The 12748-nt window shown below is 35.3% G+C and carries 9 protein-coding genes and 2 pseudogenes; 2 read left to right on the plus strand and 9 right to left on the minus strand.

The genetic code is table 11. The annotated features are described in order from the left end of the window. Positions 1–522: 522 nt before the first annotated feature. The 5 genes from HMPREF1495_RS08780 to HMPREF1495_RS08795 all read right to left on the minus strand — a co-directional run bounded on the left by HMPREF1495_RS08780 (position 523) and on the right by HMPREF1495_RS08795 (position 5388). Positions 523–1257, minus strand: a complete 735-nt coding sequence (locus HMPREF1495_RS08780; protein ID WP_034213912.1) for a DeoR/GlpR family DNA-binding transcription regulator — start codon at positions 1255–1257, stop codon at positions 523–525. A 262-nt stretch (positions 1258–1519) separates the two neighbouring features. Next, positions 1520–2233 (minus strand): GntP family permease, encoded by a 714-nt coding sequence (locus tag HMPREF1495_RS14260; RefSeq protein ID WP_330368700.1) that lies wholly within the window; start codon positions 2231–2233, stop codon positions 1520–1522. Further along, positions 2134–2928, minus strand: coding sequence for a GntP family permease (locus HMPREF1495_RS14265; RefSeq protein WP_330368701.1), 795 nt, complete (start codon positions 2926–2928; stop codon positions 2134–2136). The genes HMPREF1495_RS14260 and HMPREF1495_RS14265 overlap by 100 nt, the downstream gene beginning before the upstream one ends. Positions 2929–3068: 140 nt before the next feature. Beyond that, positions 3069–4070 (minus strand): 4-hydroxythreonine-4-phosphate dehydrogenase PdxA, encoded by a 1002-nt coding sequence (pdxA, locus tag HMPREF1495_RS08790; RefSeq protein ID WP_034213914.1) that lies wholly within the window; start codon positions 4068–4070, stop codon positions 3069–3071. A gap of 13 nt (positions 4071–4083) precedes the next feature. Next, positions 4084–5388, minus strand: a complete 1305-nt coding sequence (locus HMPREF1495_RS08795; protein ID WP_034213917.1) for a four-carbon acid sugar kinase family protein — start codon at positions 5386–5388, stop codon at positions 4084–4086. Between the two features lie 301 nt (positions 5389–5689). Between HMPREF1495_RS08795 and HMPREF1495_RS14410 the strand changes: the two are divergent. After that, positions 5690–7202: pseudogene (locus HMPREF1495_RS14410) on the plus strand (IS1634 family transposase). A gap of 1402 nt (positions 7203–8604) precedes the next feature. On the opposite strand, the gene HMPREF1495_RS08810 reads toward HMPREF1495_RS14410, so the two are convergent. Both HMPREF1495_RS08810 and HMPREF1495_RS08815 read right to left on the minus strand, forming a co-directional pair. Next, on the minus strand, positions 8605–9123 hold the full coding sequence (locus HMPREF1495_RS08810) for a hypothetical protein (RefSeq protein ID WP_034213922.1): 519 nt from the start codon (positions 9121–9123) through the stop codon (positions 8605–8607). Next, positions 9123–10262, minus strand: a complete 1140-nt coding sequence (locus HMPREF1495_RS08815; protein ID WP_034213924.1) for an AAA family ATPase — start codon at positions 10260–10262, stop codon at positions 9123–9125. The genes HMPREF1495_RS08810 and HMPREF1495_RS08815 overlap by 1 nt, the downstream gene beginning before the upstream one ends. A gap of 227 nt (positions 10263–10489) precedes the next feature. On the opposite strand from HMPREF1495_RS08815, the pseudogene HMPREF1495_RS14415 reads away from it, so the two are divergent. Continuing rightward, positions 10490–10735 (plus strand): annotated as a pseudogene (locus HMPREF1495_RS14415) (IS1634 family transposase); the annotation flags it as partial. A 473-nt stretch (positions 10736–11208) separates the two neighbouring features. Here HMPREF1495_RS14415 and HMPREF1495_RS08820 read toward each other — a convergent pair. Further along, complete coding sequence (locus tag HMPREF1495_RS08820; protein WP_034213926.1) at positions 11209–11997, minus strand: ferredoxin reductase; 789 nt, start codon at positions 11995–11997, stop codon at positions 11209–11211. Between the two features lie 92 nt (positions 11998–12089). Then, positions 12090–12659, minus strand: coding sequence for a TetR/AcrR family transcriptional regulator (locus HMPREF1495_RS08825; RefSeq protein WP_034213927.1), 570 nt, complete (start codon positions 12657–12659; stop codon positions 12090–12092). Between the last annotated feature and the right edge of the window lie 89 nt (positions 12660–12748).

Below are 12748 nucleotides of genomic sequence, written 5' to 3' on the forward strand. Positions count from 1 at the left end.
TTCCAAACACTATAAGAAAACATTTCATTGTGAAACCATACTGCCGGTGCTTAAGTTTTCCATTCTTTAGGGAGATAAACTTGAATTATAGTATTGTAGTACAATCTTTATTAAAAACATTTTTACAATATACTTTTTAATGTAGTTATAGACTGTCGCCGTTCTTATACCGCATAGGATTAATCTTCTTCATATATTATCCTTCCCAAGACTGATGAAAAAACAGTTAAAACTAAAAATATATTTTCTAATAGTTTTTCCAAACTATAGAATACAATTATATACTTTGAATCTTTGTATTGTCCATTATTTCACAATTATTTACATCTTCTATACAAAGGACTTTCTATTCCGTTCTTAAATATTTATAATACAATTATATACATGAATGTTTTTTATATCAATCTAATTCCATTTTTTTAAATTTGTTTATAAGCCTGAAAGAATATTCAGTCACACACATAATAATATGACCAATGCCGTAATCAATAAAACTAAATTCCTGCATCCTCCGTAAAAGGACTATGTTTTTGCAGATTTATCAAGCAGCCTGCTCTCCTCACTTGAAAATTCTCTGTCTGTAATAACTGCGGTGTAGTCGGAAAGCTCATTTATAATATGAAGTCCGTCTCTGTCAAACTTTGAATTGTCCACAGCCAGTATCGAAACCTTACACTGCTCTATCACAATTTTTTTTAAAAAAGCTTTTTCAATGGTGGGCGTCATTACCTGAAGCTTGTCATTAATACTTGCGGCTCCGAAAAAACCTATATCAAAAGAGAATTTTTTAATCATATCCATAGCATAGTAGCCGTATACGCTTTTTGTACTCTTTTGCACCGTGCCCCCGCATATTATGAGGTCACAGTCGGAATTTACAAGCAGGTAAGCTATTTCTATGTCATTTGTAACTATGGTAAGATTGTTTATATTCATTATATTTTTGGCAATCTCAAATGTTGTTGTGCCTGCGTCAAGGAATACCGCCATTCCGTCATGTACATACTTAGCCGCATTTGCGGCGATTTTTATCTTGCTTTCATGGTTTTTTATCCTTTTAGCTTCGTATGTGACTTCGGTTTTTCTCACCGCTCCGCCGTAGCATCTCTCAATAAGTCCGGACTCATCAAGCTTTTTCAAATCTCGGCGGATAGTCATTGTGCTTACCCCCAATGTTTTAGCAAGATATTCCACCTCTGCCACACCGCTTTCTCTGATAATATTTATAATTTCCAGCTGCCTTTCGCCACTTAGCATATATCCTTCCTCAATCCGGCAGGGGAGGTGAAACCAACCCTACTCGTCTGCGCTGGGGGCGTGCGCCTTTTGTCGCTAATGTCCTTTCGCCCCCGTGTGCATAAAAAACTCCACAGCATAGCAGTATCAAAAGCTCATACGGGCAGTGATTGCATATGCGTGGAGTTACCGCAAATTATTTTGTTGTTCACCATAACTGCCTGCTTATAGGGGCGAAAGCCACCGCTCCCGCCTGTATTGTAGTAACAGTATATCACAGGCTTTAATGGAAGAAAATACTTAATATCATTATTTCCGCAAAACCGACAGCCCAAGCTATCGTGGAGGTTATAGAGTAAGTCCTTATCTGATCTTTTGTGTCGCTGACACCCAAAGTCCTGTTGACCACCCAAAAATACGAATCATTAAAATAGCTGAAAAAAAGCGAGCCTACACAGCAGGCCAATGCCGCCATATACGGGTTTCCTCCCGACTCGGCAACTATGGCTGCCGTAATACTGGCCGCGGTAGTCATTGCCACGGTTCCCGAGCCTTGAATAAATCTTATCAAAGTAGCTATGACAAACGGAAGAATTACAATAGGAAGTCCTGAGCCTGCAAGGCCTTGCGCAATGTAGCTTCCGAGTCCGCTGTCCTTTATTATCTGTCCAAGTGCACCTCCGCCTCCGGTTACCAGCATAATAATACCTGCCGAAGCCATACCTTTTTCCATTTCCTTAAGTATCTGTTCTCTGGTAAGGCTCCTTCCCAATGTAAGTATTGCCAGCACAAGTCCTATACCGACGGCACATATAGGCGAACCTATAAATTGGAATATCTGCATATAACCCTCTTTCAGCTTCATAGCAGATGTAACGGTCGCGATCAGTATCAATACTATCGGAACAAGTATAGGGAAAAACGATTCCGCGGTGCCGGGGATATTTTCAGCTTCAAGCTTAGCCTCTTGTGAGTAATCAGGCTTTTGATAAGGCATTCTCTTGTATCCGCTCTCTTCAGTTTCGTCAGGCAGCTGATAAATTTTTTTCCGATATATCTCGCATATGCCGTACAGACGAGCGTCATGGGAATTGCGAGGACAAAGCCTATAAGAATGAATTTGCCCACATCTATTCCGTAAATACCCGCAACCCCGAGAGGCCCCGGTGTAGGCGGCACTAAGGAATGTGTTATAACCAGACCTGCCGCCAGTGCAGCTCCCAAGGAAATAACCGACTTTTTGGTAGCCCTTGATATAGCCTTGGCGATTGGCGCCAGAATAATAAATCCCGAATCACAGAATATAGGAATGGACACCATAAAGCCTGTTACAGCCAATGCCTCCTCTTCCCTGTTCTTACCGAACACCTTAAGGAAAGTAAGAGCCATTCTCTTAGCCGCTCCCGTCACTTCAAAAATCTGCCCCATAATAACACCGAAGCCTATAATTATACCTATAGAGCCCAGCGTATTACCGAAGCCTGTAGCAACGGAATTGATAATACCAAATGTTGCCCCGCTCTCCAGCTTCGTATTTTCCAAAGGCATGCCTCCTATGACACCGATAACGATTGCCGAGAGAATCAGAGCTATGAATGCATGTATCTTTGTTTTCAGTACAAGCACAATAAGAAGTATAATGCCTATAATAAGACCTATCAGCATTCTCTCACCGCTTAAACCACCAACCATAAAAACCTCCTTCTAATTATTGGAAACGAATTTATTCATTTCCTGATTTATGCACACGGGGGCGTAAGGACATCAGCGCCAAAAGGCGCCCGATCACCCGCAGCCGTCCTTTTACACAAAGGAAAGCCAATATTGCTTTCCTATATTTTCTTGAAATTCGGGGCATATTTTGCAGCCAATCTTATAGCCTCCACCATACTTACCGCATCCGCAATGCCTTTTCCTGCTATATCAAAAGCGGTGCCGTGGTCTACTGAGGTTCTAAGTATCGGCATACCGTTAGTAATAGCTATCGTTTTATTAAAATCAAGTGTTTTTGTTGCAATATGTCCCTGGTCATGATAAAGCGACAGCACACTGTTATATCTTCCCTGAGCAGCCTGATGAAATACCGAGTCTGCACCTATAGGACCCGTAACCGGATAACCTTTAGCCTGCATTTCTTCTACGGCAGGTGTTATTTCTTTCATTTCCTCATCGCCGAAAAGCCCGTGTTCACCACAGTGAGGATTCAGTCCCGCCACAGCCATTTGCCTGTCATTTACTCCAAGGCGCTTTAGTGCCTCCAAACAGCGGACTATATAATCCTCTATTCTTTCCTTCTTTATCATATCCAGCATTTTTCTGAGTGAAACATGTCTGGTAAGAAAGAAAACCCTTAATCCGTTTGTTTCAAACATTGTCAGAGGATCTTTTGTATTTGTCAGAGCGGCAAATATTTCCGTGTGACCGATGAAAGGAACATTTCCAGCATGCAAAGACTCCTTGTTTATAGGGGTCGTAGCTACGGCGTCGGTCTCACCTGTGTTTGTAAGCTCTATAGCCCTTGCAATATATTCAAATGCAGCCTTGCCGCACATTCCGCTTACTTTTCCGAATTCAAACCCGCTCATATCAACATTATTCAAATCTATGAGATTAAGAACCCCGAATTCATACTTTCCTTCAGCAGGCTTGGAAACGGTATTTATTTTCAACGGTACCTTTGTAATCTGTATAGCCTGCTCCATTATTTTTTTATCCCCGATAACTATGCAGTCGGCATAATCAAACACCGCCTCATCCGCCAGTGCCTTGGCTGTAATCTCCGGTCCGATACCGGCAGGGTCTCCCATAGTAACTGCAATCAGTGCCTTTTTCATCTTTCCTCCTTTATTACATATATAGTTTTTCTTTCAGGTAGGTAATACAGCGGTTTGCCGCATCATCATCTCCTACCATTCCGCCTTTGGTGATTATCTTGATATCCGGAAAATCTCCCGACATCATCTCGGCATAAGCGGCAAGAGGCAGAACCTCATCTAACAGCCTTAGTCCAGTTGTATTAAATTTTTTGCACAGCGCCTGGGTGATATCGCCTCCGCTGCTGTATATACCCTTAAACGCGGGATTTTGCGACAATACATTATAACCTATCTGTGCGAATGCATCATTTATTCTTTCCGTCATTTTATCTGTATTATCATATCTGTCGGTATATTTACTGAAGTCAATTCTGTTTTCGGAATATATACCGTCTCCCACAGCAGTCAATATCTCATACTTTGAGGACTTTTCAAGCAGCTCATCACTTACTCTCTTTATTTCGGCATCTCGTATACCGTCGTTTTCCAGCATCAGTGATGATTTTATAAAAACATTGTATGCTGTTCTCTGATTCAGCCACAGCTCTTCCATCTGTGCCTTTGTAACCGGATTTACAGAACCTATAAGCGCAAGAATTTTGTGCTTTGTATCCTTTTTTACCGGCGTAATAAGCTTTCTTGCAATAGTAGCGGTAAAGACCCCTGGATCTACCGCCGCAAATTTCAGTCCTGAGGTTATGAGAGCATCGGCAATCAAATCCAAATCTCCCTGAGTAACACAGTCAAATACAAGTATACGATTTCCCTCATTAACAAGTTTTTTCATATGCTCCGCCAGTACATGCTTTCCGCTCATCATATCGCCAAGCTTTATCGAGCCAACCTTAAATTTGCTTTGCTGTCTGAAAATATCGGCTACATTGGAAGTTTTTACCGGACACTTGGGGTCAAGGGCAACAGATGTCTTATGCAGCGGCAAGCCGTTTACCATGAGATATCCGCCCACAACCGTTCTGCCTGACTCCGGAAAACAGGGGGCGCTTATGGCTATGACATCATCTCCAAGCACATTAAGTATTGCATCGGTTTCGGCTCCGATATTTCCCCTCATAGTAGAATCAATTCTCTTTGCCCATACTTTAACTTCACTGTTAAAAAGAAGCTTTGCCGCATTATACACTCTGTTATATGCAAGCTCCTTATCAATGCCCCTGCTGTCTGTCGGGTACATCAGACAGTCGCAGCTGTCCGAGAGCGAAAGCTCCAGCCGTTCGGCATTCATCATTGTATAGGTATTGTAGTCCATTTTTTTCAACAATACGCCTGTAGCATTCGCACTGGTCAGGTCGTCCGCTATAACAATACACTTTGCCATTTCACCTCCAAAAATGTTTGCTTATGAAAGTATTTCTGTTTGACTTTGTTTTTATTTGCGAAAATTATGTTTGACTTTGTTTTTATTATATATTATTACGGTGGAATGTCAAGAATAAGATACTATTACCGAATTTTTCGGCAAATCGGAGTTGTCCGGGTCTTTGACAGTTTGTTTGCCTAAATAGGCATAAAAAAGTCCTGTAACCCGCATATAGCCTACACTTCTCACTTGAAATTTTTGTCAAAATATTCGTTTTAATATATAGTATTTTCCAGTATAATAAGGTGTGGAGTTATCTATGAAAGTTACTACATCAAAATCAAAAAATGCAGAGTCCTTCTACATTTCCAAAAGCTTTATAAATGACAAAGGGGTTAGCACCTCTGTAAATGTACGCAAACTTGACACTCTTACTGATTTATTAAAAGAGCATGAACCCACTAGAGATGATGTTATGAAATGGGCTCGTGCTGAGGCAAAACTTGAAACACAGAAGTACAAAAAAGATAAAATAGTAAATATTTCTTTTAACTCAAGCAAAAGACTACAGCCACAGCAACAGGTCTTCTATCGTGTAGGTTACCTGTTTTTGCAGTACTTTTATTATAAACTTGGCTTACATAAAGTTTGCAGAAAGATAAGGGATAAGTATAGCTTCAAGTTTGATATCAACTCGATATTATCCGATTTGATTTACTCAAGAATACTCGAACCTTCCGGTAAACGCTCAAGTTACCCTTGTTCTATGGGATTTTTAGAGCCACCATCTTACCAATTACATGATGTATATCGCTCTTTAAATGTACTCGGTAAAGAATGTGACCTTATACAATCTGAAACTTATAGAAATAGTCATTTAGCAGGTAAGCGCAATGATAAACTTCTTTTTTATGATTGTACTAACTATTATTTTGAGATTGAGGATGAAGATGGCATTAATAGATATGGCAAAAGCAAGGAACATAGACCAAACCCTATAATACAAATGAACAAACCTCTATTAAACCACTTGAAGAAAAAATTTTAAAAGAGCTTTTGTAGTTACCCAATCAATAAAAACGCTTAATGCACAGGATAGGCAATGGGCTTTAGATACTAAGGGATTTAAAAGTTTGTACGATGATAAAGTGGTAGATCCGGCTGAAATCTCAAAGGATGATGAGACTATATATTACAAAAATACTCCTTATACACCGAAAGATTTGCCTCAAAGACTTATCATCACATATTCACCAAAATATGCTAAATACCGGAAGTCTATTAGAGAAAAACAAGTTGAAAGAGCTAAGTTAATGCTTGAAAGAGGCAGTACCAAAAAAGAAAGAAGAAATCCTAATGATCCGGCCGGGTTTCTTGGTAGTATTGCGGTAACTGATGATGGTGAAACAGCAAATGTATATAACTATCTTAATACAGAAAAAATAGATGAGGAAGCCAAGTATGATGGTATGTATGCCGTCTCAACAGACCTACTTGACGATAATGTAAGTGAAATACTAAGTATAAGTGAAAAGCGTTGGCAAATAGAAGAATGCTTTAGAATTATGAAAACCGAGCTTGAAGCAAGACCGGTATTTTTACAAAGAACTGATAGAATTACGTCTCACTTCTTAACCTGCTTTTTAGCCTTGATTATTTACAGATATCTTGAAAAATTTTTAGAACACAAGTATACATGCGAAGAGATTCTAAAGACCTTAAAAGATTTTAATTTTGCATATATAAAAGAGCAAGGTTTCATACCTCTATATAAACGAACAGATCTCACAGATAAACTGCATGAGATTTGTCATTTTAATACAGATTTTTAATTTATAACAAAAAGTCAAATGAGGACAATACAAAAACAAAGTAAAGGAAAATAAAATACTATTTTTTAAGTTTCAAAACGAAATAAAAATGCCCTGAAATCCAGTAAAACACTGGGTTTCAAGGGCATTTTAACTTTTGAAACTGTCAAAGACAGGAATTTATTTAAAACCATTATAGATTGAGTAGAATGTGAAATCAAATAATTTCCTTGACCTTTCACACCACGATGTGTACCTTTAGGTACACATCGGCTATTTAGCTTTCATATAATTTTAGGTAATATCCGGCTAAAGATATATATCCAAGCTCGACTATTCGCTTCTTGTCTAATACCATATTGAGTATTAGCACAGAATGCCATATTACTTTTCGGTGTTCTACTATCTCAAATATATCCCCTTCGGATAAATAAATTCAAGTTCCACAGTTTCTTTATTTCTATTTATACTCTCTTCAATTGTTTCCAATAAAATTCTTTAATATAGTATCTCATTTATTCATCTGTTTCTTATAACCGTTGTTTCATATCTTCCAACTTAAAGTGATTTACCTTACCTATCCCTTTATATACTTTTGTAATTTCAAAATACTATTTTCATTGTTTCATCCATTACAACTATTCTTTACCTCCAGAAGTTTCTTCTTCACCTTTTCCAATGATTTTGTATGTTCTAGGAATCAAAGTCCTCTATAGTTGTAAAAAAGTATGTATCAGATACTCAGTCTTGCTGATTATAAAATAGATCTAATGGAAAACTTCATCAATGAAAACATATTTTTATTTTACTTCTCTTAACAGTCATATAAAAATTGTAAATGCTAATAAACTTCAACTACATGAATTAGTAATTTACATGGATATTATATTTCTATTTTGAAAAGTACAGAAAATCATTTTTTGATTTCATTGTGATTAATTCGGTTGATAGAGTTTCTATCGATAAACTTTACCAACTGAATTTTTTGCATCTGAGTTATAAACAGAATTCCTCTATATTCTTCATACAAGAATCAATGTGACCATTATTTATGGATAGTTTTGCAGAATACGTCTTTGAAAACGATTCATTACAAAGAGTTATCTACATAGCTAAATGACAAATGTTATTTTCCGTCAAATTAACATAAATCCAATATTTCTGCCATAATCATCTCATGAAACGAGATGTAAACATGCATCATATGTCTGGTAAGATCAAACAGCTCTTAACCTTATAAGAAACATTATGTAAGGAATACGAAAAAGAAAAAATGTACTTTCTGAAACAATCCAAATCTTTACACCGCTGTCAAGGAAATCTTTAATAGATAATAAGGAGCCTAATCGGCTTATTAGACTCCATAAGTTTAATAAATTAAGATCTATACGGCAAGCCTACCAATGTACAGTAACTGATTTTATTAAAAATTTTTATTTTCTAATTTACTTAGTTCACATTTAAATCCTGAAAATACTCCAACCGGTTCTGTTCTCCACAATTTTTTAAAATCAAAGCATTTCTTTATAAGACAGTTTTTCAGGTTTGTAACTTTATTAAAATCTGTTTTAAATTCTTCTCTTGATTTGCTTTTTAACAAGTCCTTAATATTATTTATATTGCAACTTCTAACCAGTTCTTCTTCTATATTACGTACCTGAGGAATCAGTATAACATCCTCTATCTTTTTACTTTTTACCAGACATTTTAGGCATTCTATATTAGCTTCTAAAGTTTTTGTATTATTTGTATCTGTATCAAAAACTAAAATAATAACATGGTTTTCCTTAAAATTCCTTATACGAGTATTTTTAATTGGTTTTTCAACCACATTAAGAACTTCAACTTTCCCGGCTTTAATAAAATTAAATTCTTTACTTAAAACTTCCACCAATTTCTTTTCATTTTCTCCCTCAACATAATACTGGTATATAAAGGCCATCAGTCAATATCCTCCAAGTCATACAATAATTCCAATCTTGGAGCTACTGTGAAAACATCATTTTCCAATGCATTTCTTACAGAGTCTGTAGGTTTTTTTAATTTACTTGATGCAGACTCACATTCAATAGAGACACTTCTTCCATTATTAGCTTTTTTCATAAACCAAAACGAATGCTTAGGCAAATTCATGTCTACAATATCTAAGTTGTGGGTTGTAAAAAACAGCTGTTCCCCATCTTTTAGCTTAGATATCATTACAGATAGTATGGCTCTTTCTATATCGCTATGTATATATGAAAACTTTTCATCACAATAATAGAATCCGTTTTTATGTTCTATTATTGATGTCAACAAATCGGCTATATCTATTCCGGCTTTCGTACCGCTTGAAAGGATATTATTCGGATCCAGTAATTTACCCTCTTGTATAATAAGCTTTTTATTATCCATAACTATAGCATAAGTATTGTCAATCTCCTTTACTCTTGTAACATCCACAATGGAATTATCTAATGTCATAAGTGTGTTTTTTAAGACCTTTAAATACCGAGCATTTTCCAAGTCACCGATTTTTATATTGGTGCTATAATAGTTGGAATCCAAAGGATATGTAAAATACCAGCCAAATCCAACAGCCTTTGAAAACTTCTCCAATCCCTCAAGACCATTTAATTCCTTAATTTCCTTACCTAGGTCAATCTTTTTGGCACAGCTTTCATAGCTGTCTTCTTTTTTAATTTTTAACCATTTAATAGATATTTTACATCTATCAATCGAATACTCTTCATCTCCTTTAGGAGGAATATTAACCTCCACTCTACATAAATGAGTTTCATCCGGTATGAAATCAATTAAAAAATTACTTTCCTTTTCAAAGTCAGCTATACTGTCTGTTATATTTACAAGTTCTTTCCTTCTTATAAAATTAAATATATTCTTAAACATTTTCCCCAAAGAAGTTTTTCCGCTTGCATTTGTACCCATCAATATATTTACTTTTCTATATCTGAAATTAGGAAAATCCGGAAGAAATTCATTTTCTATTGTATTGTTTAATATCTTTTTAGGATATGAAAAATTTATGTGAAAGTCATTAAATGCACATAAATTATTCAATTTCACATTCATAATTATCATAGGCTCCTCCTTTTATTACTTCTGATTAATAGAACTAATATATTAAATTATAGCATATTTATATTAATTTTCAATTATTTAATAAATATCATTTATAACCCTAGATTATTCACAGCAAAGCCATATAATTACTATATTTTAACTGTACATTGCTTTTCACCTATCAAGTGAATACAAAAGATTATCCATTTTTTATAAAATTAAGGTGCGGGTCTTCAACAGATACTTTTAGCAACCTTTTTTTCATATACCAATATATTCTTCGTACTATGGATATTCTTTATAGGAACTATTACGAGTATATCTCTTACCTATACGAACAAAGTGGAAATATTATAAAAAGAGATCAATCAGTCTGTTACTTTGACTGTGCTAATTATTATTTTGAAACAGAAACTTAAGATGTATTTGAAAGTGAACAAACGTTTGCCATTTCTCTTGAAAAGGAGATAACGCAAATGTTCAAAGGCAAATGGAAACATTACAAAATATAAAAGTATAAAATGTACAAGATATGCACTATATGTCAACATATAAAGGTTGACAGGCACTTAACGCATTAAATACCATTTACGACCTGAAATCGGACATAAAGTATTATCAACCCAAAGAATTGCATTAAAAAATAAATCAAATTTTTGTAAAATATTTTGTGCTTAAAGGAAAGGTACATACAACATTTCTAGTAATAAAAAAGGTCAAAAGCACTTATCTTACAAAGGCTTTCGGCATTTTTATTTTCTTAAGCTGTTGAATATATGATTTACATTTTATAATACTAAGTATAAAGTGGAAGTATAGGGCTGTCAGAAATAATCAAATTAAGTCCCTACAATATAAAATGGAAGTATCTGAGAAACCACATTTTTGCCTTTCCCCAAATACTTCCTTTTTTCTATATTTTTTAATCGATATGTTAAATTGACAAATATAAAATTAAGTTTAACTATTTTAAACCTCTAAAATACTCTGTCTTAATATTCTTTTTATCAATTCCATTTTCGGTAAGGAATATCTTCATAGCCCCGACATCATCCTTTTGTCCTGATAAAAGATACATAGCTGTATTTCCATATTTATCTATTGACTTCTTTAATTGTTCTTTGCTTTTAGAAATACTATCTGCATTTTCATAAGTCAAATTTGTATATGACTTTGTAAGTTCTGATATTTCCTCATCAAAGGCAGTCACTCCTTTATTTAGATGACTTAGACTAATTTCATATTTCCCAACCCTTTCTCTGATAATCGGTCTTATTGCTGCAATACCCACATCAGATGCAAAACAAACAAGCACTTCTTTGTCGTATGGAAGTGGTAATCCGGCTCCCACCCAGTTAATCTTAACCTTACTGCCTGTCGGTAAGGATGTGAAGTTTTTCTTATATGGACTGCCACTATTATGTGTTAAAATAAGTATCTCATTCTCATCGGGATTTGAGGCAATGGTCAACCAACGGCTTTTTTCTTTACCATCATATGTGGCTCCTGATACTGCATCATAAGTATTTTGTCCACTCTGTGTTAAGCTGATATTTGCATAAGAGCCGGCTTTCCATGTCATAGATTCAGGTTTTGTCATATGAATAAGATAAATATCTCCACCTAAACTTTCAACAGATTTGACCTCTAAAGTTTGACTACGCCCGAGATAGGCAATTAGCCCCCAGCTAATGAGGCTTATAGCTACAATAAAAGATATAATAATTACTAACATTTTTTTACCTCTTTTCATCTTTACTCCTTATTTATTAATGGAAAAAGTTTTTTGAATGAACAAATAATATATTCATTCACATATATTCAAAAAATAAAGAATTTAATTCTTTATTTTAAGATACCCTTAATGAAGTTGGTTGCAAGTATTTCAATGGTTCTACCGATATCATGAAAATCATTTTCTGTGATATTCATATCCATATAGTAAAATAAATTATAAACCTGTAAAATATCCTGAATTTTTTCTTGTGAATAGCCCTCTTTCTCCATGCGATCGGTAAATGTCTTCACCAAAAATTTATGAAAGTGATTGGCTGCTTTGCCTTCTTCTGAAGAATAGTAATTGTGAAGTTCTTTAGAAACGGCGGTATTATACCATTCTGCCAAGATTTTATTTGATGAAACCAAGCTTCGTGACTGCCTAAAAAGTTTACTGATAAGTTCAACCATATCCATCTTCCAGTCAATTTCATTTATCATTGCCTGACGCACACGGTTATTTTCGTCTATATAAATATCTAAAAAAATAGCTTCTTTACTTTCATAATAATTATAAAAAGAACCGACTGCCACACCGGCTTGTTTTGCAATTTCTGAAATTCCTGTCCCTTTATAGCCCTTTTTAGAGAATACATCATAGGCAGCTGTCTTTAATGCCTGTTTCTTGTCCAATGCCATAAACTTCCTCCAATTCATATTGTGAATGAATTTTATTTTTTATTCATTCACAGTATACCAACTTATAACCATCCTGTCAACCAACAAAA

This window comes from Lachnoanaerobaculum sp. MSX33, assembly GCF_000512995.1.
Lineage (GTDB): Bacteria > Bacillota > Clostridia > Lachnospirales > Lachnospiraceae > Lachnoanaerobaculum.

Bases quoted from the DNA above. Each gene is read 5' to 3' on its own strand.
- HMPREF1495_RS08780 (WP_034213912.1), bottom strand. From the start codon at position 1,257: ATGCTAAGTGGCGAAAGGCAGCTGGAAATTATAAATATTATCAGAGAA.
- HMPREF1495_RS14260 (WP_330368700.1), bottom strand. From the start codon at position 2,233: ATGCCTTATCAAAAGCCTGATTACTCACAAGAGGCTAAGCTTGAAGCT.
- HMPREF1495_RS14265 (WP_330368701.1), bottom strand. From the start codon at position 2,928: ATGGTTGGTGGTTTAAGCGGTGAGAGAATGCTGATAGGTCTTATTATA.
- pdxA (WP_034213914.1), bottom strand. From the start codon at position 4,070: ATGAAAAAGGCACTGATTGCAGTTACTATGGGAGACCCTGCCGGTATC.
- HMPREF1495_RS08795 (WP_034213917.1), bottom strand. From the start codon at position 5,388: ATGGCAAAGTGTATTGTTATAGCGGACGACCTGACCAGTGCGAATGCT.
- HMPREF1495_RS08810 (WP_034213922.1), bottom strand. From the start codon at position 9,123: ATGGCCTTTATATACCAGTATTATGTTGAGGGAGAAAATGAAAAGAAA.
- HMPREF1495_RS08815 (WP_034213924.1), bottom strand. From the start codon at position 10,262: ATGATAATTATGAATGTGAAATTGAATAATTTATGTGCATTTAATGAC.
- HMPREF1495_RS08820 (WP_034213926.1), bottom strand. From the start codon at position 11,997: ATGAAAAGAGGTAAAAAAATGTTAGTAATTATTATATCTTTTATTGTA.
- HMPREF1495_RS08825 (WP_034213927.1), bottom strand. From the start codon at position 12,659: ATGGCATTGGACAAGAAACAGGCATTAAAGACAGCTGCCTATGATGTA.